This window comes from Mesorhizobium sp. M0518 (assembly GCF_040321125.1).
GTDB lineage: Bacteria > Pseudomonadota > Alphaproteobacteria > Rhizobiales > Rhizobiaceae > Mesorhizobium.
In genome coordinates this window covers 38,525-62,373 of the sequence record NZ_JAMYQY010000026.1, presented here as the reverse complement: position 1 = coordinate 62,373, position 23,849 = coordinate 38,525, and the positions used below count along the sequence as shown (strand labels likewise).

27 protein-coding genes are annotated in these 23,849 nt (G+C 62.8%); 17 read left to right on the top strand and 10 right to left on the bottom strand.

Annotation, left to right across the window (positions count from 1 at the left end; genetic code table 11):
* Nucleotides 1-48 precede the first annotated feature (48 nt).
* From NKI66_RS28315 to NKI66_RS28305, 3 genes are all read right to left on the bottom strand, one after another.
* The gene (locus tag NKI66_RS28315) at nt 49-816 is read right to left on the bottom strand and encodes an SDR family oxidoreductase (RefSeq protein ID WP_023813246.1); all 768 of its coding nucleotides are present in this window, start codon (nt 814-816) and stop codon (nt 49-51) included.
* Nucleotides 817-882: 66 nt separating this feature from the next.
* The gene (locus NKI66_RS28310; protein ID WP_023813245.1) at nt 883-1,881 is read right to left on the bottom strand and encodes an ABC transporter permease; all 999 of its coding nucleotides are present in this window, start codon (nt 1,879-1,881) and stop codon (nt 883-885) included.
* Between the two features lie 41 nt (nt 1,882-1,922).
* Complete coding sequence (locus NKI66_RS28305; protein ID WP_013530854.1) at nt 1,923-2,663, bottom strand: ATP-binding cassette domain-containing protein; 741 nt, start codon at nt 2,661-2,663, stop codon at nt 1,923-1,925.
* Between the two features lie 466 nt (nt 2,664-3,129).
* Here NKI66_RS28305 and NKI66_RS28300 point away from each other — a divergent pair, with 466 nt between their 5' ends.
* On the top strand, nt 3,130-4,119 hold the full coding sequence (locus NKI66_RS28300) for a sugar-binding protein (protein WP_023813244.1): 990 nt from the start codon (nt 3,130-3,132) through the stop codon (nt 4,117-4,119).
* Nucleotides 4,120-4,317: 198 nt separating this feature from the next.
* Complete coding sequence (locus NKI66_RS28295; protein WP_023813243.1) at nt 4,318-5,100, top strand: FadR/GntR family transcriptional regulator; 783 nt, start codon at nt 4,318-4,320, stop codon at nt 5,098-5,100.
* 24 nt (nt 5,101-5,124) lie between these two features.
* On the opposite strand, the gene NKI66_RS28290 is transcribed toward NKI66_RS28295, so the two are convergent.
* A complete protein-coding gene (locus NKI66_RS28290) occupies nt 5,125-6,063 on the bottom strand; it encodes an NAD(P)-dependent oxidoreductase (RefSeq protein WP_023813242.1) in 939 nt (312 codons plus the stop codon).
* 119 nt (nt 6,064-6,182) lie between these two features.
* Here NKI66_RS28290 and NKI66_RS28285 point away from each other — a divergent pair, with 119 nt between their 5' ends.
* On the top strand, nt 6,183-7,079 hold the full coding sequence (locus tag NKI66_RS28285) for an NAD-dependent epimerase/dehydratase family protein (RefSeq protein ID WP_023813241.1): 897 nt from the start codon (nt 6,183-6,185) through the stop codon (nt 7,077-7,079).
* 101 nt (nt 7,080-7,180) lie between these two features.
* Nucleotides 7,181-7,957 (top strand): FadR/GntR family transcriptional regulator, encoded by a 777-nt coding sequence (locus tag NKI66_RS28280; protein ID WP_023813240.1) that lies wholly within the window; start codon nt 7,181-7,183, stop codon nt 7,955-7,957.
* 12 nt (nt 7,958-7,969) lie between these two features.
* On the opposite strand, the gene NKI66_RS28275 is transcribed toward NKI66_RS28280, so the two are convergent.
* Complete coding sequence (locus NKI66_RS28275; protein ID WP_031213606.1) at nt 7,970-8,260, bottom strand: DUF3175 domain-containing protein; 291 nt, start codon at nt 8,258-8,260, stop codon at nt 7,970-7,972.
* 170 nt (nt 8,261-8,430) lie between these two features.
* Between NKI66_RS28275 and NKI66_RS28270 the strand changes: the two genes are divergently transcribed.
* The 7 genes from NKI66_RS28270 to NKI66_RS28240 all read left to right on the top strand — a co-directional run bounded on the left by NKI66_RS28270 (nt 8,431) and on the right by NKI66_RS28240 (nt 16,433).
* Entirely contained in the window at nt 8,431-9,660 is a 1,230-nt protein-coding gene (locus NKI66_RS28270; RefSeq protein ID WP_023813238.1) for an MFS transporter, read from the top strand.
* 177 nt (nt 9,661-9,837) lie between these two features.
* Complete coding sequence (gene gntR, locus NKI66_RS28265) at nt 9,838-10,866, top strand: HTH-type transcriptional regulator GntR (protein WP_023813237.1); 1,029 nt, start codon at nt 9,838-9,840, stop codon at nt 10,864-10,866.
* Nucleotides 10,867-11,167: 301 nt separating this feature from the next.
* The gene (locus tag NKI66_RS28260) at nt 11,168-12,295 is read left to right on the top strand and encodes a sugar ABC transporter substrate-binding protein (protein WP_352753703.1); all 1,128 of its coding nucleotides are present in this window, start codon (nt 11,168-11,170) and stop codon (nt 12,293-12,295) included.
* A gap of 79 nt (nt 12,296-12,374) precedes the next feature.
* Nucleotides 12,375-13,922 carry a sugar ABC transporter ATP-binding protein gene (locus NKI66_RS28255; protein ID WP_023813235.1) on the top strand — a complete coding sequence of 516 codons (1,548 nt, stop codon included), beginning with the start codon at nt 12,375-12,377 and terminating at the stop codon, nt 13,920-13,922.
* The gene (locus NKI66_RS28250; RefSeq protein WP_023813234.1) at nt 13,919-14,899 is read left to right on the top strand and encodes an ABC transporter permease; all 981 of its coding nucleotides are present in this window, start codon (nt 13,919-13,921) and stop codon (nt 14,897-14,899) included. The genes NKI66_RS28255 and NKI66_RS28250 overlap by 4 nt, the downstream gene beginning before the upstream one ends.
* Nucleotides 14,896-15,882 (top strand): ABC transporter permease, encoded by a 987-nt coding sequence (locus NKI66_RS28245; RefSeq protein ID WP_023813233.1) that lies wholly within the window; start codon nt 14,896-14,898, stop codon nt 15,880-15,882. Before NKI66_RS28250 ends, NKI66_RS28245 begins: the two co-directional genes overlap by 4 nt.
* 2 nt (nt 15,883-15,884) lie before the next feature.
* The gene (locus NKI66_RS28240) at nt 15,885-16,433 is read left to right on the top strand and encodes a gluconokinase (protein WP_023813232.1); all 549 of its coding nucleotides are present in this window, start codon (nt 15,885-15,887) and stop codon (nt 16,431-16,433) included.
* Here NKI66_RS28240 and NKI66_RS28235 read toward each other — a convergent pair.
* Nucleotides 16,428-16,658 carry a hypothetical protein gene (locus NKI66_RS28235; protein ID WP_023813231.1) on the bottom strand — a complete coding sequence of 77 codons (231 nt, stop codon included), beginning with the start codon at nt 16,656-16,658 and terminating at the stop codon, nt 16,428-16,430. The two genes, NKI66_RS28240 and NKI66_RS28235, sit on opposite strands and share 6 nt — an antisense overlap.
* Before the next feature lie 113 nt (nt 16,659-16,771).
* Nucleotides 16,772-17,677: a LysR family transcriptional regulator gene (locus tag NKI66_RS28230; RefSeq protein WP_023813230.1), complete on the bottom strand. Its 906-nt coding sequence runs from the start codon at nt 17,675-17,677 to the stop codon at nt 16,772-16,774.
* A gap of 119 nt (nt 17,678-17,796) precedes the next feature.
* Between NKI66_RS28230 and NKI66_RS28225 the strand changes: the two genes are divergently transcribed.
* Complete coding sequence (locus NKI66_RS28225) at nt 17,797-18,219, top strand: DoxX family protein (RefSeq protein ID WP_352753701.1); 423 nt, start codon at nt 17,797-17,799, stop codon at nt 18,217-18,219.
* Between the two features lie 43 nt (nt 18,220-18,262).
* Nucleotides 18,263-19,132, top strand: coding sequence for an NmrA family NAD(P)-binding protein (locus tag NKI66_RS28220; RefSeq protein ID WP_023813228.1), 870 nt, complete (start codon nt 18,263-18,265; stop codon nt 19,130-19,132).
* Nucleotides 19,133-19,252: 120 nt separating this feature from the next.
* Here the strand turns inward: NKI66_RS28220 and NKI66_RS28215 are convergent, their stop codons facing one another.
* Nucleotides 19,253-19,702, bottom strand: coding sequence for an RrF2 family transcriptional regulator (locus NKI66_RS28215; protein WP_023813227.1), 450 nt, complete (start codon nt 19,700-19,702; stop codon nt 19,253-19,255).
* A gap of 256 nt (nt 19,703-19,958) precedes the next feature.
* Nucleotides 19,959-20,945, bottom strand: a complete 987-nt coding sequence (locus NKI66_RS28210) for a sulfate ABC transporter substrate-binding protein (RefSeq protein ID WP_023813226.1) — start codon at nt 20,943-20,945, stop codon at nt 19,959-19,961.
* A gap of 253 nt (nt 20,946-21,198) precedes the next feature.
* Between NKI66_RS28210 and NKI66_RS28205 the strand changes: the two genes are divergently transcribed.
* The 4 genes from NKI66_RS28205 to NKI66_RS28190 all read left to right on the top strand — a co-directional run bounded on the left by NKI66_RS28205 (nt 21,199) and on the right by NKI66_RS28190 (nt 22,792).
* Nucleotides 21,199-21,480, top strand: coding sequence for a type II toxin-antitoxin system TacA family antitoxin (locus tag NKI66_RS28205; protein WP_023813225.1), 282 nt, complete (start codon nt 21,199-21,201; stop codon nt 21,478-21,480).
* The gene (locus NKI66_RS28200) at nt 21,480-21,965 is read left to right on the top strand and encodes a GNAT family N-acetyltransferase (protein WP_128303536.1); all 486 of its coding nucleotides are present in this window, start codon (nt 21,480-21,482) and stop codon (nt 21,963-21,965) included. Before NKI66_RS28205 ends, NKI66_RS28200 begins: the two co-directional genes overlap by 1 nt.
* A gap of 155 nt (nt 21,966-22,120) precedes the next feature.
* Entirely contained in the window at nt 22,121-22,393 is a 273-nt protein-coding gene (locus tag NKI66_RS28195) for an AbrB/MazE/SpoVT family DNA-binding domain-containing protein (RefSeq protein WP_023813223.1), read from the top strand.
* Nucleotides 22,394-22,792, top strand: coding sequence for a type II toxin-antitoxin system VapC family toxin (locus NKI66_RS28190; protein WP_023813222.1), 399 nt, complete (start codon nt 22,394-22,396; stop codon nt 22,790-22,792).
* Nucleotides 22,793-22,807: 15 nt separating this feature from the next.
* Here NKI66_RS28190 and NKI66_RS28185 read toward each other — a convergent pair whose 3' ends face one another.
* On the bottom strand, nt 22,808-23,848 hold the full coding sequence (locus tag NKI66_RS28185) for a sulfate/molybdate ABC transporter ATP-binding protein (protein ID WP_023813221.1): 1,041 nt from the start codon (nt 23,846-23,848) through the stop codon (nt 22,808-22,810).
* Nucleotide 23,849 lies beyond the last annotated feature (1 nt).

Below are 23,849 nucleotides of genomic sequence, written 5' to 3'. Positions count from 1 at the left end.
CAGACTGAGCGATAGGTTTCCTCTTCTCCCACAAGGGAAGAACGCCCTTCAAACCGAAGCCGTCATGCCGCCATCGACATACAGCGTATGGCCGTTGACGAAAGACGATGCGTCGGAGGCAAGGAACACGGCGGCGCCGATCAACTCGTCGACATTGCCCCAGCGCCCGGCGGGCGTGCGCTTTTCCAGCCAGGCGGAAAATTCCGGATTGTCGACCAGCGCCTGGTTCATCTCGGTGCGGAAATAGCCGGGTGCGATCGCATTGATCTGCAGGCCGTATCTCGCCCAGTCGGCGCACATACCCCTTGTCAGGTTGCGGATCGCGCCTTTGGTCGCGGTGTATGGTGCGATGTTCGGCCTTGCCAGCTCGCTCTGCACCGAGCCGATGTTGATGATCTTGCCCTTGCCGCGCGGGATCATGTGGCGGGCGACCGCCTTGCCGACATGGAAGGCGCCCGACACATTGGTCTTGAACAGGCGCTCCCACTGCTCCTCGGGAAAGTCCTCGAGCGGAGCGCGGAACTGCACGCCGGCATTGTTGATGAGGATGTCGATGGCGCCGATCTCGGCCTCGATGCGGGCAATGTCCGCGTTGACCGCCTGAAAATCGGTGACGTCGAATACCGAGGCGTGCGCCTTGAAGCCGACATCGCGCAGCTTTTCGACGGCGCTGTCGATCCTGGCGGTGTCGCGACCGTTCAGCACTATGCTTGCACCGTGTCCGGCGAGGCCCCGAGCCAGCGCAAAGCCGATGCCTTGACCGGAGCCAGTCACCAGCGCCACCCGCCCCTCGAGGCTGAACAGGGAGTTGGCCATCAAACCGTCTTTTGTTTGACCATGATCTTGCCCGAAAACCGGTTTCCACTTTTCGGGATCATGGTTCTAGTCGCTGCGGCGGAAATTGCGGATGCGGTCGAACAGCACCGCCAGCAGGATGGCGCCGCCGATGAACACACCTTGCCAGAAGGCATTGATGCCGAGCAGACCGAGACTGTTGCGGATCACCTCGATCAGGGCCGCACCGACGATGGCGCCAAAGGCGGTGCCGACGCCGCCAGCCAGATTGGCGCCGCCAATGACGGTTGCGGCGATCACCTGCAGCTCCATGCCGGTGCCGAGATTGGTGGTGACGGCACCCAGCCAGCCGGTCTGGATGATGCCGGCAATGCCGGCCGACAGCGCCGAGATCATGTAGACGGCAACCTTGATCTGGCGCACCGGAACGCCGGTCAGCGTTGCCGCGTGCTCGTTGCCGCCAATGGCGAAGATGTGGCGGCCGAACTTCGTCCAACGCAGGATAAAGCCGGTGATCAGCGCCAGAAGGATCATGTAAAGCACCGGATTGGCGATGCCGAACACCCAGGCGCCGCCGCCCAATGACAGAAGCTTGGCGTGGTCCGGCCCGAACTGGAAGACGACCGTGTTGTTGGAGGCGACCATGGCTAGGCTGCGGGCGATCGACAGCATGCCGAGCGTCACCACAAAGGGTGGAAAGCCGAGATAGGCGATCAGCACGCCGTTGAAGGCGCCAATGGCGAGCGCGGTGGCGATCGAGGCCAGGATGCCGACCTCGATCGAGTAGCCGGCATGCATCGTGACGGCCAAAATCATCGACGACAGGCACAGCACCGAGCCGACCGAGAGGTCGATGCCGCCGGTGATGATGACGAAGGTCATGCCGAGCGCGATAATGGCGACGAAGGTGATGTTGCGGGTGATGTTGTAGAGGTTCTTCGACGTGGCAAACGCGTCGGTGGCAAACGACAGGAACACGCAGGCGAGGATAACGGCGATCACCACCCAGAAGGTCTGGCTGGCAAACACTCTTGCCGGCAGGGATTGCTGCTTGTGTTCGATCGGCTGGTCAATTGTCAGTGCCATCGTCGACCTTCATCTGCTGTGCGTGGTGAAATTCGCTGAAATCAAACCTGTTCGATGGCGCCGGTGATCAGCCCGGTGACTTCCTCGGGCGAGCTCGACGCAATCGTCTTGTCGGCGACCTTGCGGCCGCGCCGCATGACTATGACGCGGTCGGCGACGGTGAAGACGTCAGGCATTCGGTGACTGATCAGCACGACGGCAATGCCTTGATCGCGCAAATGGCGGATCAGGTTCAGCACTTCGGCGACCTGGCGCACCGAGATAGCGGCCGTCGGTTCGTCCATCAGCACGATCTTGGCCTGCGACAGCATGGTGCGGGCGATCGCCACCGCTTGGCGCTGGCCACCCGACATCTGCTTGACGAGATCGCGCGGACGGGTCTCGGACTTCAATTCGGCGAAGAGCTGGCCGGCACGCTTGTACATCGAGGCATAGTCGAGGATGCGGAACGGCCCGACGCCGCGCCGCAACTCGCGGCCGAGATAGACGTTGGCGGCGGCGGTCAGATTGTTGCAGAGCGCAAGGTCCTGGTGGACGATCTCGATGCCGTGCTGGCGGGCTTCCGCCGGCTTGTGCAGGATCAATTCCTTGCCGTCCATGTGCATGGTGCCATGGCTCGGGCGGAAATTGCCGGCGATCATCTTGACCAGCGTCGACTTGCCGGCGCCGTTGTCGCCCATGAGGCCGACCACCTGTCCGGGCTCGATCGACAGCGACACGTCGTTGACGGCCTGGATGGCGCCGAAATGCCTTGAGATGTTGGTGAGTTCGAGAACCGCCACCAGCCTTTGCCTCCCCGTGATTTGCGACCTGCTGCTGTTCCCGGCGTGGATGCCGACGCTGCTTTGGCCTCGCTCTCCCCGGCTCCTCCCGAAGACGGCGTTAGCGTTCTTTTACGCAAAAGCCGGCGCACGTCAATCAATTGTCGGACGAATTGGGCCAGGACTATTTTAAAAATCCGTTTTGTAGGACAAATAGCATTGACGTTGGCGCCAAGCCGATATTAGCTAAGCGTCGGAGGAGATTATGCCGATCTCCGCTGGCGGTTCGCCGGCCGGAATCGGCGGAGGTTTGACGGCCCAAGATCAAGCGGCACCTGTGTGTGAGTTGATCTGAAGCCGAATCTGGAAATGCTTATCGATCTGTCCTGGCGACACGAGCGCTCGCGAAACGACCCTCGGTCATCACGCATCCGGTCGATCTGTATGGCGGGCACGCCGTGTCCGTTTGTTTCAAGGGAGGACTGACATGAGGAAAACACTTTTGCTCGCCGCCGTCGCCGCAATGGCGTTGGGTGCCGGGCCGGCTTTGGCCAAGAAACAGCTCGTCATTGTCGTGAAAGGTCTCGACAATCCGTTCTTCGAGGCCATCCACCAGGGCTGCGAGAAATGGAACAAGGAAAACGCCAGCTCGGAGTATGAATGCTTCTACACCGGTCCGGCGTCGACTTCGGACGAGGCCGGCGAGGCGCAGATCGTCCAGGACATGCTGAGCAAGGCCGACACGGTCGCGATGGCGATCTCGCCGTCCAACGCGCCGCTGATCGCGCAGACGATCAAGAGCGCCAATCCGACGATCCCGATCATGACGGTCGATGCCGATCTCAGCAAGGAAGACGCAGGTCTTCGCAAGACCTATCTCGGTACCGACAATTACCTGATGGGCAAGAAGATCGGCGAGTACATCAAGAAGGGCAAGCCGAATGGTGGCACGATCTGCACCATCGAAGGCAACCCGGCAGCCGACAACATCCTGCGCCGTGCGCAAGGCATGCGTGACGCACTGTCGGGCAAGGAAGGCCTTGCCGCACTTGCGGGTGAAGGTGGTTGGACCGAAGTTCCCGGCTGCCCGGTGTTCACCAATGACGATGGCGCCAAGGGCGTGCAGGCGATGACCGACATCCTCGCCGCCAACCCCAAGCTGGACGCCTTCGGCATCATGGGCGGCTGGCCGCTGTTCGGCGCGCCGCAGCCCTACCGCGATCTGTTCGGGCCGCTCAAGGACCGGATCGCCAGCAACGACTTCGTCATCGGCGCCGCCGACACGATCGGCGACGAAGTGGCGATCGCTCGTGACGGCCTTGTAACGGCTCTGGTCGGCCAGCGGCCGTTCGAAATGGGCTACAAGGCACCGTCGGTGATGATCGACCTGATCGAAGGCAAGGCGGTCGCCGATCCGGTGTTCACCGGCCTCGACGAGTGCACCAAGGATACGGTCGACACCTGCATCCAGAAGTAGGTTCTCGATTTCGGGGCGCCCGGTTGCGGGCGCCCCGTCATTCCTGAACGGAAGCGGTAATTCCCGAACGGACGCAATAGTTGGGGCAATCGGCTCCGGCTTTGCCGCGCCCGTGATCTGGATTTTTCGGCAACGAGATCGGCGCCCGTACGGTTCGGACCAGTCCGGACGACAGACGGTCGACGCATTGGAACGTGGATGCCGGACGAGAAGTCAAGCAAGCGAACCGACCTAACCAAGGCACAAGCGAGCCACGGTCCGGCTGTCATGCGGAAGGCTGGTGCCGCGCATTTTGCGGGGGCGAGCGTCCATGTCTCGTTGGCCGGCGAGATTGGCCTGCGGATCGTGCGTGGCGACTATCCGCCCGGCACCATCCTGCCCAACGAGTCCAAATGGGCCGAGATCTTCAATGTCAGCCGTTCGGCGGTGCGCGAAGCCATCAAGATGCTGATGGCGAAAAGCCTGTTGGCCTCACGCCCCAAGATCGGCAGTTGGGTCGAGCCGAAGGAGCGCTGGAACCTGCTCGACCGCGACGTTCTGGCCTGGTACGCGACGGCGCCCGACCGCGAGGCGTTCCTGCGAACCGTGCAGGAGTTTCGTCATATCATCGAGCCGGAAGCGTCGGCCTTTGCCGCCATGCGGCGCAGCGACGAGCAAATGGCGGAAATCAGCCAGGCCTGCCGCGACATGGGCGAGGCCTTGAGCCTGCAGGAGCGTATCCGCGCCGATACGCGCTTTCATCTGGCCATCCTGCGCGCTTCCGGCAACGACCTTCTGGTGCCGCTCGGCGTGCTGATCGAATCGGCGCTCGACCATCTCTTCGCATTCACGACACAGCAGGTCGCCGATCAGCGCCAGGCGCAGAAGCTGCATGAGGCGATCGAAAAGAACATCCGCCTGCAGCGCCCAGCCGCTGCGCGCAACGCCGTGCACAAGCTGCTTGCAGATACCGACGATGGGATAGGGCGGTGGCGGCGGTGATCGGCGCCGGCGTTGGGCAATCGGTTAAATGGTCTGTTTCTTGCCATCCTTCATCGGCATCAGGTCGACACCGTTCACCCCAGCGATATGCGTCGCCAGCATCGGTACGAATTGCTCGGCCGGGCCGGTTGCATGGGCACCGGCGAAGGAGTTCTTGGTGGCGTTGCCGAGCGGGTTGGCAATGCCGGCCGCACCCGCCATCGATTCCAGATAGGTCAGGTCCTTGAAGGCATTGGCGATGGTGAATTTGTGCGCGTCGCGGTCACCTTCCAGCGTCCAGCGCATGAAGGTCTGGTAGAAGCCGCAATCCATGCGGCCATTGCGAATGACGCTGTCGAAGCGCGGCGGCGAGATGCCGACCTTCTCAGCCAGTGCCAGTGCCTCGGAATATATCGCTGCGTAGCCAAGCGAGATGAAATTGTTGAGCAGCTTCATGCGATGGCCATCGCCGGTGTCGCCGATATGGACGATGCGGCCGGCCCAGGTTTCGATCACCGGTTTCACCCTGGCAAAAAGGGCGTCCGGCGCGCCGACCATGGCGTCGAGCGTGCCTTCCCAGGCTTCCTTCGGCGTGCGGCTGAGCGGCGCGTCGACAAAATCGATGCCGAGCGCCTTAAGTTCCGCTGCCAGCGCCACCGTCGAGACCGGATCGGAGGTCGAGCAGTCGACGACGACCGAGCCCTTTTTCAAGCCCTCCTTGAGGCCGCCGGGGCCGCGAATGATGGCTTCGACCTCGCGCGAACCGGTGACGCAGATGAAGACGATATCAGATGCCGCCGCCACATCGCGCGAGGTCGATGCTTCCGTGGCGCCGCGGCCAAGCAGGTCTTCCGCCGGTTTGCGGTTCTTGCGGCCGAGGAAGGTCAGACTGTAGCCCTTGTCGACGATGTTCTTGGCGATCCCGTGGCCCATCAGGCCAAGCCCGATGAAGCCGATCTTTTCGCGCGCGGCAGTCGTGTTCATGTCTTCAAGTCCTGTTGCAATGATTGATGTCAGGCGCTGCCGTTTTGCAGGCGAGGGTGGTTGCAGATGGCGATATTGTCTGACAATACACATAAATCCCTGAGGATGTGGAGAGCAAAATGACAAAACGGATCATGTTCACCGGCGGCAGCGGCAAGGCCGGACGCCATGTCGTCCAGTATCTGGTCGAGCAAGGCTGTCAGGTGCTCAACATCGACACCAGGCCGCTCGACAATCCCAAGGTGCGCACGCTGATCACCGACATCACCGACAGCGGGCAGGTGTTCAACGCGCTGTCGAGCTATATGGGCCTGCATGAATTCGACCCCTCGCTGCGCCCGCAGCCGGTCGATGCGGTGGTGCATTTCGCCGCCATCCCGCGCATCATGATCACCACCGACAACGAGGTGTTCCGCATCAATGCGCTCGGCACCTACAATGTCATCGAGGCGGCGGTGAAGCTCGGTATCCGCAAAATTATCATCGCCTCCAGCGAGACGACTTATGGGCTTGTGTTCGCCAACGAGCCGCGCGATCCCAAATATTTCCCGCTCGACGAGGAGTATGACGTCGACCCGATGGACAGCTATGCTTTGTCCAAGGTCGTCAACGAGAAGACGGCGCGGGCCTTCGCCCAGCGCAACGGCACCGACATTTATGCCCTGCGCATCGGCAACGTCATCGAGCCGCACGAATATTCACTGTTTCCGAAATGGTTCGCCGATCCGGGTTTCCGCAAGCGCATCGCCTGGAGCTATGTCGACGCGCGCGACCTTGGCCAGATCACGCTGCGCGCCATCGAGAAGGACGGCCTCGGCTATCAGGTGATCAACGCCGCCAATGACGACACCTCATCCGACCTGCCGACTGCCGAACTCCTGAAGCGGTTCTACCCCGGCGTGCCGGTGAAGGCCGAGCTCGGCGAATACGAGACGCTGCTGTCGAACCGCAAGGCGCGCGACGTGCTGGGCTTCCGCCCGGAGCATAGCTGGCGCAAATACGTCAAGCAGGACTGATCCGCGAAGCAATCGAGCTGATCTGTGCACAGCGGGCGGCTTTGCGGTGCAAGCCGCTTGCCGCGCTTGACAGCCTGCTTAATACGGACTTTCTGGAACCCATGCGGGACGCGAAGCCGAACAAGGAAAAATCGTTGGGGAAAGCGGCCTCCGGGGACCGTCCGGGCGGCGTTCGCCGGGCGGACGCCGCCCGTATTCCTGGCTCCAGCGTCCACGCCTCGCTGGCCAGCGAAATTGGCCTCAGGATCGTGCGCGGCGACTATCCGCCTGGTACCATCCTGCCCAATGAAGCGAAATGGTCGGAGACCTTCAGCGTCAGCCGCTCGGCGGTGCGCGAGGCGATCAAGATGCTGATGGCCAAGAGCCTTTTGGCCTCACGTCCCAAGATCGGCAGCTGGGTCGAGCCGAAGGAACGCTGGAACCTGCTCGATCGCGATGTGCTTGCCTGGTACGCGACGTCGCCGGATCGCGAAGTGTTCCTCAAGACGGTGCAGGAATTCCGCCACATCATCGAGCCGGAAGCGACCGCGTTTGCCGCCATGCGAAGAACCGACGAGCAGATGGCCGAGATCAGCCTGGCCTGCCGGGAGATGGGAGAGGCGACGAGCCTGCAGGAGCGGACCCGCGCCGACACGCGCTTCCATCTTGCCATCCTGCGGGCTTCGGGCAACGACCTGTTGGTGCCGCTCGGCGTACTGATCGAATCCGCCTTCGATCACCTCTTTGCCTATACGACGCGGGAGATCGACGATCTCAACCACGCGCAGAAGCTGCACGAGGCAATCGAGAAGAACATCCGCCTGCAGCGCCCCGACGCGGCGCGCAATGCAGTGCGCAAACTGCTCGCCAACACAGACGGCGTCATCCGCGCCCGGTAGGGCCGGCCGCCGCTAATCATCCTTGTCACGTCCGAAGGCGCTGCGCAGTTCATCCTTGGCGTCCTCAAGCACTTTTTTGCGCGCGGCAGGCAAGTTCTTGCCGGCGCGGTTGATGTAGAAGTTCAGCATCGACATGGCCGACTGGAACGGCTCGGCCTTGCGCCGGTGGCTGTGTTCGGCGGATCGCTTGAGCGAGGCGGCGATCTTCCTGGCGTCGTCGGATTCGAAGACGTGATCCTCAAGATCCATCGCGTCGCTGTGCTCGGTCACCTCGGCCGACCATTTTTTCCTGGTGGCGGTCATCGCAGGACTCCTCTGCAGGGTAGGCTGCCAGGAAACTCCGCACATCGGCATCGGTTCCGCCCTGGCTCTGGAGCCACGGATTTGCCAGCTGTGGCGCTGCTGCGACCCGAGAATGCGCCGATAGTGGCGCAAACGGCAGCCGATCTCCGAGACCGCCGACAGGAAACGCCTTGACCCGAACCGACAGCATCCAGCCCGGCCCCGGCATCGACAGCTCCTATGCCTGGATGCGGCTTGCCATCTCGATGCTGCTGGCGACGATCGGCGCCGTCGGAATGTGGGCAGTCGTCGTCGTGCTGCCCGCGGTGCAGGCCGAGTTCGGCGTCGACCGCGCAGCGGCGTCCATGCCTTATACTGCGACCATGGTCGGCTTTGCCGCCGGCAACGTGCTGGTCGGCCGCGCCATCGACCGGATGGGATACTGGATCCCGGCGCTGCTCTCTTCGATTGCGCTTTCCGCCGGCCTGCTTCTCGCGGCGCTGTCGACCTCGATCCTGCAATTCACGCTTGCCCAAGGAGTGCTGATCGGTATCGGCACGTCGGTGATCTTCGGGCCGCTGATCGCCGATATCTCGCACTGGTTCAACCGCCGGCGCGGTGTCGCGGTGACCGCGGCGGCCGCCGGAAACTACCTCGCCGGAGCGATCTGGCCGACCATCATGCCGACGCTGATAAAGGCGGAAGGCTGGCGCTTCACTTATGCCGCCATCGGCATCTTCTGTCTGGTGACTATGGTGCCGCTGGTGCTGATGCTGCGGCGCGGTGCCCCAGTTGCGGCTGCCGCCGGTTCGCCCGGAAGCCGGCCGGTGCAGTCGATGCCGCTGTCGCCGGCGGCGTTGCAGGTGCTGCTGGTCGTCGCCGGCCTCGGCTGCTGCGTGGCGATGTCGATGCCGCAAGTGCATATCGTCGCCTATTGCATGGACCTTGGCTACGGCGTCGCACATGGCGCCGACATGCTGTCGATCATGATGGCAGGCGGCGTCGTCAGTCGGCTGGCATCGGGCTTTCTCGCCGACCGCATCGGCGCGGTGTGGACACTGATGATCGGCTCGGTGCTGCAATGCCTGTCGCTGCTGTTCTACATCCCATTCGACGGGCTTGCCTCGCTCTATGTGGTGTCGCTGGTGTTCGGCCTGTCGCAGGGCGGTATCGTGCCTTGCTACGCGATCATCGTGCGCGACTACATGCCGGCCAAAGAGGCTGGCCAGCGTATCGGCATCGTCTTGATGGCGACGATCTTCGGCATGGCGATCGGCGGCTGGATGTCGGGCTGGATCTACGATTTGACCGGCTCCTATGCGGCTGCGTTCCTCAACGGCATCGCCTGGAATTTGCTGAACATACTGGCGATCGGGCTGCTGTTGTGGAAGGCACGGCGCAGCACAGCCGTGATGGCCTGAGCTCACCCTGCCCAATGGTCCGGGAGCTGCGCGGCTTGACAACCACCCAAGGCTGCGCGACGCCGGAAGGCGGATGGGTGCGGCAACAGGCCGATTTGGCATGACGACGGTGGCAAAGACCCTGAATATGGTTCTAAAGGCGCTTGGCTGCACAAGCCCGTCGCCAGGAGTGCGCCCTTGACCAAGCCGCGCTCGCGCCGGGGCGGCGGCCGCCCTACCATCGCGGATGTCGCGCGCAAGGCCGGCGTTGGTGCGATCACCGTGTCGCGCGCCCTGCGCGAGCCGGAGCGTGTGTCCGAAGAGCTGCGCCGCCAGATCCAGGCCGCCGTCGACGAACTGGGCTATGTGCCGGACCCGAATGCCCGGGCCCTGGCCTCGGCGCGCGCGGAGGTGTTCGGCGTGCTGGTGCCGTCGCTTACCAACAACGTCTTCGCCGAGGTGGTGCGCGGCATCTATGACAGCCTGTCGGCCAGCCCCTTCCGCATCCAGCTTGGCAACACCCACTATTCCGGCCTCGAGGAAGAGCGGCTGCTGCAGGTGTTCGGTTCGCAACGGCCGGCAGCGTTGATCGTCGCCGGCATCGATCAGACACCGGCTTCGCGAAAGCTGCTGGAAAGTGCCGGCTGCCCTGTGGTGCAGGTCATGGAAACGGGTCCCGATCCGGTCGACATGATGGTCGGCTTCTCGCATCTGGATGGCGGCAGGGCGGCGAGCGAGCATCTGATCGAGGCGGGCTATCGCCGCATCGGCTTCATCGGCGCGCGCATGGATCCGCGTTCGCAGCGGCGCCTTGCCGGCTATCGCGCGGCGATGGAGGCCGCGGGCCTGTTCGACCCGCGCCTCGTCACCACTACGCCGGTGCTGTCCAGCGTCTCGCTCGGCCGCGAGATGTTCCGCGATGCGCTGGCCAAGGTGCCGACACTCGACGGTGTCTTCTGCAACAATGACGATATCGCGCTCGGCGTCTTGTTCGAATGCCATCGCGCCTCGATCGCGGTACCGAAGACGATCGGCATCGTCGGGTTCAACGATCTCGACATGATGCAGGTGGCGTTTCCTTCGGTCACCAGCATCCGCACCCATCGTTATGAGATCGGCCGGCGTGCCGTTGCCATGGCGCTTGCGGCGATCGCCGGCAACAGACCGGAGCAACGGATCGTCGACCTCGGTTTCGAGCTCAAGCGCCGCGAGAGCACGGCGCGTTGAAACGCACAGGAGCGACTGTGCAAATGCCGGTTTACACGCCAATTTGGTAGCGCTACCATTTCCCGCAGGCAGGTGCATAAACGACAGGGCGTACCTGTTTATTATACATAAGCGACAACTAATACTTGTTTATTATGGATAATATGATAGTTTTCGTACCGCTGGGGGCGACAAGGGAGGAACCGGGTCGGCCACCACGGGCGGCCAAGGACGCGCATGGCGAGGCGGGAGGTGCCGGTCCATCGCGCGAAAATTCGCGTTGCGAAACGAACAATCTGAACTGCAATCGGGAGGATTATCGATGATCAAGTCACTTGTTGGTGGCGTCGTTGCCGCCACTGCATTCGTCATGCTCAATTCGGCCGCCATGGCCGCCGGACCCGAAATCGTGTCGGGTCCCGCCGCTCAGGCGGACTGTTTCGCGCCGTGGAGCGCGGAGATCAAATTCTTCAAATATCCCAAGAAGGAAGGGCCGTTCCGCATCGCCTTTGCCAATGGCTATATCGCCAATACCTGGCGCATCCAGATGGTGCAGACGGCCAAGGCCTACGCCGCACAACCTGAAGTCAAAGCCAAGATCAAGGAATTCAAGGTCGTCTCGACGGGCGAGGACGTGCCGGCACAGATCTCGGCGATCAACAATTTCATCGATTCCGGCTATGACGCCATCGTCACCGACGCCCAGAACCCGACGGCCTTCGGTCCGGTCATCAAGCGCGCCAAGGAAGCCGGCATCGTGCTGGTCGCCTTCGACAACATCCTCGACACCAAGGACGCCATCAACGTCAATGTCGATCAGAAGGGCCTTGGCGAATTGTGGGCCAAGTGGCTGGTCGCCAAGATTCCGAACGGCGGCAAGATCCTGGAAGTGCGCGGCGTCGCCGGCACCTCGGTCGACACCGATCGTCACAACGGCATCCACGAGGTCTTCGACGCGTCCGGCAAGAAGTGGGACGTGACCGAAGTCGCCGGCAAATGGGATGACGGCGTGGCACAGAAAGTGACCGCGGATGCGATCGCCACCAACGGTCCGTTCGACGGCATCACCGGGCAGGGCGGCGACACCGGCATCGTGCAGGCGATGATCGACGCCAAGCATCCGTTCGTGCCGTTTGGCGGCGAGACCGAGAACGGCTTCCGCAAGTTCTGCGCCGCGCATTCGGCCGACGGGCTGAAGTGCTCGTCCGCAGGCTCGGGTCCGGCTCAGGTCGCCGTCGCCATCAAGACCGCGATCGCCGCACTCGAAGGCGAGGTTGTGCCACAAGAGGTGAAGCTGCCGCTGGCGATCGCCGAAGACCCGAACTTGAAGGAAGGCACGGATTATTTCCCCAAGGAATCCGATAATTTCTTCGTCGGCAATTCCTTCCCGACCTGCGGCATCAATTTCAGCGCCCAGGAAATCATGGGTCAGACCAAGGAAAACCAGTAAATCATCGCTGGCTGTCACCTGGCGCCGCGGCTTGAGCCGCGGCGCTTGTCTCAATCCCACAATCGCCCTGGGAGGGCCGATGGACGGTGCGGCTCCGCTCTTTCGTATGGAAGGCATATCCAAGCGCTATGGCGGCGTACGGGCGCTGGAGAAGGCCGAGCTTGTCGTCGAAGCCGGCAGCATCCACGCCATTCTCGGTGAAAACGGCGCCGGCAAATCGACGCTGATCAAGGTTATGGCAGGTGTCGTGGCGCCCGATGAGGGCCGCATGACGCTGGACGGGCGCGAGGCGACCTTCGCTTCTCCGGGGGCCGCCAACAAGGCCGGCATCGTCTGCATCTTCCAGGAACTGTCGCTGGTCCCTGAGCTCAGCGTGGCCGACAACATCGTCATTTCCGATCCGCCCAAACGCTTCGGCATGATCGACCGCAAGGCGCAGCGCCGCATCGCCGAAGAAGCACTTGCTCGCGCCGGCGCCGCCGACATCCACCCGCTGGCGCTGGTCAAGGACCTGCCATTGTCGCGCCGCCAGATGGTCGAGATCGCCAAGGCATTGGCACGCAAGCCGCGCATCCTCATCCTCGACGAAGCCACCTCCGCGCTGACCGCCGCGGATGTCTCGAAGATCTTCGCGGTGCTCAAGCGGCTGCGCTCGGAAGGGCTGGCGCTGCTTTACATCTCGCACCGCATGAACGAGATCGCCGAACTGGCGGATCAGTGCACGGTGTTCCGCAACGGCCGCAATGTCGCCAGCTATGCAGCCGGCTCGAAGAGCGACAATGAGGTGGTCGAACTGATGATCGGCCGCGAATACAGCCATATCTTTCCGCCCAAGCCGGCGGCCGTGCCTGCCACCGCGGCCCCCAGGCTCGAGGCCCGCAAGCTCTCATGGGCCGACCGGCTGCACGATATCTCGCTGACCGTCAGGGCAGGTGAGGTGGTCGGCCTTGGCGGCCTCGACGGCCAGGGCCAGCGCGAATTGCTGCTCGCCTTCTTCGGCGTGCTGCGGGGCCTCAGCGGCCAGATCCTGATCGACGGCAAGTCTGTCTCGATCACCAGTCCATCCGTTGCGCGCGACGACGGCATCGGCATGGCGCTCATTCCCGAGGACCGCAAGACCGAAGGGCTGATGCTGCCGATGACGGTGCGCGAGAACCTGTCGTTCGCGGCGCTCGACCGGCTGTCGAAGGCCGGCATCATCGATCGCGCCGCCGAGCAGCGGCTGATCGACGACATGGTCGGCCTCTTGGCGATCAAGACGGCGGGCCTCGACATTCCGGTCGGCGCGCTTTCGGGCGGCAACCAGCAGAAAGTGGTCATCGCCAAATGGCTGATGCGCCAGCCGCGCATCATCCTGCTCAACGATCCGACGCGCGGCATCGACGTCGGCACCAAGCAGGAACTGTACCAGCTGATGCGCAAACTGGCCGACGCGGGTGCGGCGATCCTGTTCTACTCGACCGACTATGACGAACTGATCGGCTGCTGCGATCGCGTGCTGGTGCTCTATGACGGGGCGGTCAAGCGCGAGTTGGTCGGTGCCGAGATCACCGAGCGGGCGCTGATATCAAGCGCGCTCAACATCCATGGCGAGGAGAGCCCAGTGGGCCTGGGAGCAAGCGCGTGAAAGATTGGCGCTATTGGCTGGCCGAGCAGCGCGGAACGCTGCTGGCGTTCGGCATCTTCATCGTCATGTTCGTCATCTACACCTCGAACCATCCGGCGGGCTTCACCGCCAATGTCGTGCAGACGGCGTCGAACAAGGGTGTGCTGCTCGCCTTCGTCGCCATGGCGCAGACGCTGGTGGTGATCACCGCGGGCATCGACTTGTCCGTCGGCATGATCTTCCTGCTCACCAACTGCCTCGCCTCCTGGCTGGTGGTCGGCACGCCGATGCAGACGACGCTCGGTGTCATCGCCGTGCTGGCGGTAGGGCTGCTGTGCGGCGCGATCAACGGCGCCATCGTCATCTATGGCCGGCTGCAGCCGATCGTCGCCACCATTGCCACAGGCGCCGTCTATTACGGCATCGGCCTGTTGCTGCGGCCATTTCCGGGCGGCTCGGTCAATGAGGATCTGGCCGACGCGCTGACCGGCCGTGCGTTCGGCGTGGTGCCGGCGAGCCTGGTCGTCCTGCTGGCCGTCGTGCTGGTGATCTGGGTGCCGTTCAGCCGCTCGGTGCTCGGCCGCGCGGCTTATGCGGCGGGGTCGTCGGAGACGGCGGCCTACATGTCCGGCGTGCCGATCCGGCGCGGCAAGTTCGCCGCCTACACGCTGGCCGGCCTGCTGGCGGCGATCGGCGGACTGTTCCTGACCTTCTTCACCTATACGGGTGAAGCGGCCTATGCCAGCGGCAACTCCTACACGCTGTTTTCGATCGCCGCGGTGGTGCTCGGCGGCGTTTCGCTGTTCGGCGGCAAGGGCAGCGCCATCGGCGCCATCTTCGGCGCACTGGCCTTCCGCACCATCGGCGACCTGTTGTTCGTCTTCGATTTCGATCCGCTCTGGCAGCCGCTGTTCCAGGGCGTTATCCTGCTGGTCGCCGTCAGCCTCGGCGCCTTCGCCCTGTTTCGGGTCCGCAACCGGCTGGAGTGGTTCCTGTGAGCGAAACGACGCTTGGCGGCATTGCCGGCCGCGTGCCCAGATTCATCCGCCGTGCCGATCCGGCGGTGCTGACGGCCTTTGCCTGCATCGTTCTCTTGCTGTTCCTGGGCAGCCTCTATTCCAGAAGCTTCCTGTCGCCTGAATATCTTCTGCAGCAGCTCAAGGTGGCTTCATTCCTCGGCGTCATCGCCACCGGGATGATGCTGGTCATCCTGCTCGGTCAGATCGACCTGTCGGTGCCGTGGGCGGTGGCGGCGGGCGCCATGATGGCCTGCGCTGCGGCGGCCTACGGCCCGGTCGGCGTGGCGCTGGCCATTCCGTTCGGTATTTTCTGCGGCATGCTGATCGGCGTCGTCAACGGCATCGGCGTCGCCTATCTGCGCATCCCCTCGATGATCATCACATTGGCCACCAACGCCGTCGCGCAAGGGCTGATGGTGGTCTACACCGGCGGCTTCTCGCCGCAGGATTCGGCGACGGGCGCGATGCGCTACCTGGCGACCGGCTTCGCCATTCCTGGCGTGCCCAACGCGGTCATCATCTGGGCGCTGATCGGGGCCGCGATGGTGTTCGTGCTGACCCGTACCAGCTTCGGCCGCACCGTCTACGGCATCGGCAACCGCGAGCGCGCGGCCTATCTCTCCGGCATCGATACGCGGCGCGTGGTGATGATCGCCTTCGCCGTCTCCGGCGGGCTCTCGGCTTTCGGCGGCGTGCTTCTGGCGGGCTATGCCTCCAAGGCGGCGCAGTCGATGGGCGACGCTTATCTGCTGCCGTCGATCGCCGCGGTGGTGCTTGGCGGCACCTCGATCCTGGGCGGACGCGGCTCTTATCTCGGCACTGTCGCCGGTGTCATCCTGATCACGCTGCTGCAATCCATCCTGTCGGTCATGCAGATGCCGGAGGCGGGGCGGCAGATCATCTATGGTGTCGTCATCGTCGCCATGCTGCTGCTCTACGGCCGCGCGCCGGCAAGCCGCTGACAGTGGATGAAAAGGCAGCACAGGCGCCAGCGGGCGCTCCCGGCTCGGTGTCTCCGGCCATCGTGGTGATGGGCGTCGCCGGCTGCGGCAAGTCGGCCGTCGGTATTGCGCTGGCGGCCGCGCTGCGCGTTACCTTTATCGAGGGCGACAGGCTGCACCCGCCGGAAAACGTCGCACGCATGGCAAGCGGCGAACCCCTTACCGATCAACTGCGCGAAGGCTGGCTCAACGCGATCGGCGAGCGCATCGCGGAGTCGGTGGGCGGCCGACAGGGCGTGGTTGCCGCCTGCTCGGCACTGAAGCGCAGCTACCGCGACCGGTTGAGCGGCTTCTGCCCGGAAATCGTCTTCCTCTATCTGGAGATCGACCCTGCCACGGCCAGGCAGCGTGTCGGCAACCGCAAGGGCCATTTCATGCCGGCAAGCCTGGTCGACAGCCAGTTCGCCATCCTCGAGCCGCCGGCAGTGGAGGAGCGGGCCCTGACGCTCGATGCGACGCGCCCGGTCGGTGAGCTCGTCGCTGCCGCGGTCCGACTGATACGCCGGTCATGAACTTTCATCGTCAGTGCCGATGCCGGTGCTGTCCTGGGCCTCGGTCAGCCGCTGCCGGCGGGACCACGTCAGCATCTGCTCGGGGTAGAGCCTCAGCGCCTCCAGCAGGCGGTCACGCTTGAGCAGGATGTAGTGAGCCTGCACGGCCATGTTCTTGGCGCCATCCCTGGCGGTGTCCGTTGCCGGGGTGACAGACGCCTCCGGCGCCAGCGCGGGGCTGAGCACGGCCCGGTACTCATGTCCGTGCTTGAGCCGGCGCCCGCGACGCCGGACCGCCGATCGGCAGACACAACTTCAGAAATGTTGATTTCGAGGGTCGGACGAAGATATTCGTGTCGCTATTCCATATATGGCGTCAGCACATCTTCGATCCATTTCATGAATGCGCGGACTCGGCGCGACAGATTGCTCCGATGCGCAACGACGAGGGACACGGCGAGCGCCCGGCGACGAAAATCGGGTATGATCTCGACAAGCGCTCCACTCTCCAAGTATCGGCCAATGCCCAAGAGTGGCGCCTGAATCACACCAAGGCCGGCGAGGGCGGCGGCTTCGTAGGTCTGCGCGCTGTTGACGTGTAGCCCACCTGGCAACTGAAGCGTCGCGTAGCTGTCGCCGTCCGGATATTCCCATCCATAGGGTCTCGCGCCCAGCACCGTCGAAAAGTGAATTGTCCTATGTTCCTGACGCCGGAGATCTTCCAGCGACCGAGGGACGCCATGGCGCGCCAGATAGGCGGGGCTGGCAGCGTTGGCCATGCGCAACAGGCCCAGTGGGCGGGCAATCAGCGTCTCGTCCCGAATGGGTCCAAGCCGCAATACACAATCGAACCCCTCTTGAACCAGATCGACTTGCCGATCCGTACTCGACACCTCCAGCTCCAACTCGGGGTGCGCCGCCATGAAATCCGGCAAGGCCGGCACGATCGTTGTGCGCGCCACTTCGGTTGGAAGGTCGACCCGCAAACGCCCGCGAAGTGCCACGCGATCGCCGGCGAACATCGAGTGCAGATCATCGACTTCAGCAAGCAGATCGCGGGCACGGGCATGAAATGCGCGTCCGTCTTCCGTCAACCGCACGCTGCGCGTCGTCCGGTGCAGGAGCCTGACACCGAGATCTTCTTCCAGCTTCCGGACCGCCGTTGAGGCTCTCCCCTTTTGGATGCCCAGGCTGTCGGCTGCGCGGGTGAAGCTCCCCATTTCCGCTACCGTTATGAAAATGAGGATGGGTTCGAGATTTTGCATTTTCGTGCCCCGGTATTGTTTCCCGAAAAGAGAACAGTCGGTTCATTTCCTCGGTGTTTATCACGTCTTGGGGGCACAGTAAGCTTGGAACATGGGATCTTCCCAATGGAGAATGACAAGTGTCGGAAACCGTGAACCTGCATCAGACACCTGAAACTATGACCTTGCATCGCGCCCTGTGGGCCGGCCGGATAATGAGCGCGTTTGTCGTTATCGCTTTGATGGCAGACGGCACTGTTCAGCTTTTCGCGCCGGCACGGATCGCGAGCATGTTGCAGGAAACCGGGTTCGCGATGGACCTGACCGGTGTCGTGGGTCCGATCATACTCGCCTGCGCCATCCTCTATGCCATCCCGGTCACCGCCGTCCTCGGCGCGATCCTGGTGGCTGGCTTTCTGGGAGGTGCCATCTGCGCCCATCTCCGCATCGGTGAGTTGGGGTCGCCGCCGGAAATCATTTCCCTGCTTCTGGGCGCGATGACCTGGGGCGGCCTCTATCTGCGCGATCCCCGTATCCGGGCCATTCTGCCGCTCATCCATTGAACCAACAGGGGCAGCTCTGTCCCTAAACATCAGGAGAAAACACATGTTCTTAGTAATGGGAATCACGGGAAACGTGGGCGGCGCGACGGCAAGGCATTTGCTAGCGCAAGGCAAGAAGGTGCGCGCGCTGGTTCGCGACCGCGAGAAGGCGTTGAGCTGGGCGAACCGGGGCGTGGAGCTCGTTGACGGCGATTGGAACGATTCGGCAGCCATCGAGCGAGCGCTCGAAGGCGTCGAAGGCGCGTTCGTCATGCTGCCCCCTGTCTGGGCGCCTTCGCCCGATTACAAGGAAGCAAAGGGCGTGATTGCAAGCTATGTCGAGGCGCTCACCAAGACAGCGCCGCCGCGAGTGGTTGCGCTTTCGTCTATGGGGGCGAACAGAACCAGCGGGCACGGGGTAATCGCGGCCTTGTCGCTTCTGGAGCAAGGTTTTCGCGACCTGACATCGCCAGTTGCTTTTGTGCGCGCAGGCGGATTCTTCGAGAATTTTCTTTTCGGGTTGCAGGTCGCGCAGGGCGGAACGCTGCCGGCTTTCTACAATCCGACAAACCGGAAATCGACAATGGTCGCGACGAACGACATCGGCGCGGAATTCGCAACGCTTTTGACCGGGCCAATGTGGTCAGGGCAGCGCATCGTCGAGCTTGGTTCGATGGTCAGCGCGGACGACGTCGCCGAGCAATTGGGCGAAGTCCTGAATCTCGACGTGAAAGCCTTTGCAATCCCGCGTGCGGGGTGGGCGGAGGCGCTCGAGCAATTCGGCATCCCGAAGGGCCACAGCGGACCTGCCGAAGAAATGTACGAGGCCGTGAATGCGGGATGGATGGACCTCGGTGTGGCGGGTACGGAGCACGTGGCGGGTACGACGTCCGCACGCGATGTATTCGAGGCTGCGTCCAATTTGAACGGGTAGGCCAAACTGTATGGGGTTCTCCTGTGATTTCAGGTCTTCGCAACCCGGGATTTGGAGAACTCCCTCTTCAATGGAAGAATCTCATGTCTGTCTGAGCGCGGTCAGCTTGCAGTCGGTGGTTTAGATCTGCGACGTCAGCTCGACCGGAAAATCGTCATTGTCCGCATCGCGCATGGCGGCGAGGCTGCGATTGTCCAGCACCTCGGCGATAGCCTGCCGCACCTCCAGCATCATGTGGCGGACCTGGCAGGTCGCCTCGTCGCAATCCTCGCAGCGCTGATACTGCGTGCGGCTGGCGCAAGGGATCGGCGCCAGCGGCCCGTCAAGCACGCGCACGACATGGCCGATCTTGATTTCGGAAGCCAACCGGGCAAGGCGGTAGCCGCCTTCCTTGCCTTTGCGGCTCTGGACGAAGCCGGCATTGCGCAACTCGCCCAGGATGGCATCGAGGAATTTCTTCGGGATATTGTTGGCCACAGCGATGTCATTGACGAAGGCCAATTGGCCGGCCGGCAGGCCAGACAGATGCACGAGGGCCTTGAGGCCGTATTTGCCTTTTTTTGTCAGCATGCCCAGATCAACCCATAAAAGCCCCAACCACTCGCATCTGCCGGCTGTTTGTGTGCAAATAATGACGTCTTCGCCCTGCGATGATGTTTCGCAAACAGCCACCAAATTGCACGTTAGGCATAAACGCGTTGATTCTTTGTAACGTTTTGCACTGAGAAGGCGGATATTCTGCTGATAACCAGGTTTTCGGCGTTCAAAAACGAAAAAAGCCGGCAGGGCGCCGGCTTTTCCGTCTACTCCGCAGATATCGCGGCCTTCAGCGGCTGCCGTAGGTCTGGTCGAGCAGGCCGCCAGCGGCGAAATGCTCTTTCTGTACTTTGTCCCAGCCGCCGAAGACGTCTTCCACCGTCAGCAGCCGGATATCGGGGAAATCGGCCTTGTATTTTGCCGCCACAGCGGCGTCGCGGGCTCTGAGGCCGTTGCGGGCGGCGATGTCCTGGCCCTCCGGCGTGTAGAGGAAGTCGAGATAGGTCTTGGCCAGATCGCGCGTGCCGTGCTCGTCGGCAACCTTGTCGACGATCGCGACGGGGAATTCGGCCAGCAGGCTGACCGAAGGCGTGACCTGCTCGAACTTGCCGTCGCCATACTCCTTGCGAATACCGCGCGTCTCCGACTCGAAGGTGATCAGCACATCACCGATCTCGCGCTGCACGAAGGTGGTGGTCGCGGCGCGGCCGCCGGTGTCGAAAATCGGCACGTTGTTGAACAGCTTGGTGATGAACTCCTTCACCTTGGCGTCGTCGCCCTTGAAGGCCTCCTTGGCGTAGGCGGTGGCCGCCAGATAGGTGTAGCGCGCATTGCCGGAGGTTTTCGGATTGGGGAAGATCACCTGCACGTCGTCGCGCACGAGATCGTTCCAGTCCTTGATATGCTTGGGGTTGCCGGCGCGTACCAGGAAGGACGGCAGCGAATAGAAGGGCGAGGCGTTGTCGGGAAAGTTCTTCTGCCAGTCTGCCGACACGAGGTCCTTCTTGACCAGGAAGTCGATGTCGGTGACCTGGTTGAAGGTAACGACATCGGCGCCAAGGCCCTCGGCGATGGCGCGCGCCTGCGCCGAAGTGCCGGCATGCGACTGGTCGACGGTGACGCCCGGATGCTGAGCGATGAAAGCCTTGTTGACCTGCACGAACAGTTCGCGGCCGACATCATAGGATGCGTTGAGCAGTTTGTCAGCCGACCAGGCCGGGGAGGATGCGAGGAACAGGCCGGCGACGGTGGCAAGCCCGAGGAAAAATCGCTTCATGAAAACAGGCTCCGATGCAATGTGTTTATGGTCGGACCATAGCCGGGGTGCGTGGTGTGCGACGAGGCATGGGTCCGAGGATCAATGCATCGCTTCTAGAAAACCTATCCCCGAAATAGAAGGTTCGTAGTTTTTTCTTTCAAGTGCGACTTCGCCTCGGTGGACGCCGATCGTTCCAATTCGTTTGACTGTTCCGAAAAAAGATACACATTGTGTATGCAGGTGTGCTACGGGAGCGACAAGGAGCGCTGCCATGACAAAGACCACACCCGAGACCCACGCCAAGCCTGTCAATCTGCGCATCCGAGAGGATGTGCGCATATTGATCGACCGTGCTGCGAAAATACGCGGGAAGACCCGTTCCGACTTTATGATCGATGCTGCATATCGTGCGGCCGAGGACACGCTGCTCGACCAGGCACTGATCAAGGTGGATCCCGAGAGCTATCGGCACTATCTCGACATCCTCGATGAGACGCCAAGCGGTGAAGGTTTTGCACGCCTTATGAACGTGCCCAGGCCGTGGCAGGGATGATACTATCGGCGCCCGCGCCTCTGGCCGAAAACCACGATCTCGACCTTTTTCGAAGCGGGACGGAAAGTCTCGACCAATGGCTTCGCCTGAGGGCGCGAGCCAACCAGGTCAGCGGCGCGTCGCGTACCTATGTGGTGGCGGAAGACGCGCGCGTTGTTGGTTATTCCTGCCTCTCTTCGGGCGGGCTTGATCTCGCGCAGGCACCCGGCGCCATTCGTCGCAACATGCCTGATCCCATTCCGATGGTCGTGCTCGGGCGTCTTGCCGTCGACGCGGGCTGGCAAGGCAAGGGGCTGGGTGCCGCGCTGCTGCAAGACGCCGTTTTACGGGCAGGTCGCGCCGCGACGATCCTCGGGATTCGCGGGATATTTGTTCATGCCATATCGGATGAGGCGAAAGCCTTTTACGAACACTACGGTTTTGCGGCTTCGCCGAAAAACCCAATGACCTTGGTGCTGTCGCTGAAAGGCGTGACGAAAGGATAGTCGTGTCGCTCGAAGCATGAATTAAGCCGACCGCCATCAGACCGAAACGTTCCGGGGTGCGATGGCAGGCGATGTCTCCTGTGCCGAGTTTTCCCGGGCCTTGCACCGTGGCGAAGTTTGGCATATACAAATGGCATATACAAAAGAGCTGCAACATGCCCCAGAACCGTCATTCAACAACGCCGCCCAAGGAGGCGAAGCTGTTTCGCAACAACCGCAGCCAGGCGGTGCGCATTCCTGTCGAGTTCGAGCTTCCCGGCGAAAAAGTCCTGATCAGCCGGGAAGGCGATCGTCTTGTCATCGAGCCGGTTCGCAAACCTGGCCTCACCGCGTTGCTCGCCCAGTGGGCGAAAGAGCCGCCGCTCGATCCTGAAGACGACTTCCCCGAGATCGACGACACGCCAGTCAAATCCGAGGACATTTTCTAGATGCGGTTCATGCTGGATACGAACATCATCAGCGACATGATCCGAAACCCGGCTGGCAAGGCCGCGAGGGCAATGTCGCGCGAGGGAGATGACGCGGTTTGCACCAGCATCGTGGTCGCCTCGGAATTGCGATATGGCTGCGCCAGGAAGGGATCGGCCAAGCTGCTCAAGAAGGTTGAAGACTTGCTGGCCGAGATTCCTGTCTTGCCGCTCGATGTGCCGGTGGATGCCGAGTATGGCGGACTTCGCGCCGAGCTTGAAGCGGCAGGCCAGACCATTGGCCACAACGATCTTTTTATTGCCGCTCATGCCTGTGCATTGGGCGCCACGCTGGTGACCGCCAACACGGGCGAGTTCAACCGGATCAAAGGCCTGAAGGTCGAGAACTGGCTGGCGTAGCCCTCGACCAGAGGATCAAGCCGCCGGAAAAAGCTTCCAGCGTCCGGGGCGGAACGCCACCCGGCTTTTTTGGGCCGCGGGGTGATCGACCGGCAGTTCGATTTCGACCCGCTGGCGCTCTCCGCCGATCTCAAGCTCGACCCGGCGCGTGCCGGCGACGCGGCGGCTGGCGGCGACCGTGCCGGCGATGCAGCCGCTGCAGCCGTCCAGCAGTTCGACATCATGCGGGCGGAAATAGAGCGTCGCATCGCCCGAGGGCTCGTTGGGCGCGGCAATCCCGATCGGACGATCGGCGAGCCAGATCTCGCCATTCTCGACCTTGACGGGAAGCGAACTCGATTCACCGATGAAGCCGTAGACGAAGGGCGAGTTCGGCGTGTCGTAGATATCGTCGGCGGTGCCGACCTGCTCGATGCGGCCCTGGCTCATCACCACGACGCGGTCGGCAAGCTCCAGCGCCTCTTCCTGGTCGTGGGTGACGAAGACGGTGGTGTGGCCGGTGGCGTCATGGATTTCGCGCAGCCAGCGGCGCAATTCCCGGCGCACCTGCGCGTCAAGCGCGCCGAACGGCTCGTCGAGCAGCAGCACCTTGGGCTCGATCGCCATGGCGCGCGCCAGCGCCACGCGCTGCCTCTGGCCGCCGGAGAGCTGCGCCGGATAGCGCTTTTCGAGCCCTGAAAGCTGGACGAGGTCCAGAAGCTCGGAGGCGCGACGGCGGATCTCCTGCGCCGGCGGGCGCGACGGTCCGTGCCGGACCTTCAGGCCGAAGCCGATATTGTCCGCCACCGTCATATGCCGGAACAGCGCATAGTGCTGGAAGACAAAGCCGACATTGCGCTCCTGGATCGACTTGTGCGAGGCGTCCTCGTCGCCGAAGAATATCTTTCCCCGTGTCGGCCGCTCCAGCCCGGCAATCAGCCTGAGCAGCGTCGTCTTGCCGGAACCGGACGGCCCGAGCAACGCGATCAGTTCGCCCGACTTGATGTCGAGCGACACGTCGTGGAGAGCCGGAAACCGGTCAAACTCCTTGCGTACGTTGGCAACGCGAACTTCCATG

What these genes read in the sequence shown, in the direction of transcription:
- NKI66_RS28315 (WP_023813246.1), bottom strand. Translation starts at nt 816, where the DNA reads ATGGCCAACTCCCTGTTCAGCCTCGAGGGGCGGGTGGCGCTGGTGACT.
- NKI66_RS28310 (WP_023813245.1), bottom strand. Translation starts at nt 1,881, where the DNA reads ATGGCACTGACAATTGACCAGCCGATCGAACACAAGCAGCAATCCCTG.
- NKI66_RS28300 (WP_023813244.1), top strand. Translation starts at nt 3,130, where the DNA reads ATGAGGAAAACACTTTTGCTCGCCGCCGTCGCCGCAATGGCGTTGGGT.
- NKI66_RS28295 (WP_023813243.1), top strand. Translation starts at nt 4,318, where the DNA reads ATGCCGGACGAGAAGTCAAGCAAGCGAACCGACCTAACCAAGGCACAA.
- NKI66_RS28290 (WP_023813242.1), bottom strand. Translation starts at nt 6,063, where the DNA reads ATGAACACGACTGCCGCGCGCGAAAAGATCGGCTTCATCGGGCTTGGC.
- NKI66_RS28285 (WP_023813241.1), top strand. Translation starts at nt 6,183, where the DNA reads ATGACAAAACGGATCATGTTCACCGGCGGCAGCGGCAAGGCCGGACGC.
- NKI66_RS28280 (WP_023813240.1), top strand. Translation starts at nt 7,181, where the DNA reads ATGCGGGACGCGAAGCCGAACAAGGAAAAATCGTTGGGGAAAGCGGCC.
- NKI66_RS28275 (WP_031213606.1), bottom strand. Translation starts at nt 8,260, where the DNA reads ATGACCGCCACCAGGAAAAAATGGTCGGCCGAGGTGACCGAGCACAGC.
- NKI66_RS28260 (WP_352753703.1), top strand. Translation starts at nt 11,168, where the DNA reads ATGATCAAGTCACTTGTTGGTGGCGTCGTTGCCGCCACTGCATTCGTC.
- NKI66_RS28255 (WP_023813235.1), top strand. Translation starts at nt 12,375, where the DNA reads ATGGACGGTGCGGCTCCGCTCTTTCGTATGGAAGGCATATCCAAGCGC.
- NKI66_RS28230 (WP_023813230.1), bottom strand. Translation starts at nt 17,677, where the DNA reads ATGCAAAATCTCGAACCCATCCTCATTTTCATAACGGTAGCGGAAATG.
- NKI66_RS28220 (WP_023813228.1), top strand. Translation starts at nt 18,263, where the DNA reads ATGTTCTTAGTAATGGGAATCACGGGAAACGTGGGCGGCGCGACGGCA.
- NKI66_RS28215 (WP_023813227.1), bottom strand. Translation starts at nt 19,702, where the DNA reads ATGCTGACAAAAAAAGGCAAATACGGCCTCAAGGCCCTCGTGCATCTG.
- NKI66_RS28210 (WP_023813226.1), bottom strand. Translation starts at nt 20,945, where the DNA reads ATGAAGCGATTTTTCCTCGGGCTTGCCACCGTCGCCGGCCTGTTCCTC.
- NKI66_RS28205 (WP_023813225.1), top strand. Translation starts at nt 21,199, where the DNA reads ATGACAAAGACCACACCCGAGACCCACGCCAAGCCTGTCAATCTGCGC.
- NKI66_RS28195 (WP_023813223.1), top strand. Translation starts at nt 22,121, where the DNA reads ATGCCCCAGAACCGTCATTCAACAACGCCGCCCAAGGAGGCGAAGCTG.
- NKI66_RS28190 (WP_023813222.1), top strand. Translation starts at nt 22,394, where the DNA reads ATGCGGTTCATGCTGGATACGAACATCATCAGCGACATGATCCGAAAC.
- NKI66_RS28185 (WP_023813221.1), bottom strand. Translation starts at nt 23,848, where the DNA reads ATGGAAGTTCGCGTTGCCAACGTACGCAAGGAGTTTGACCGGTTTCCG.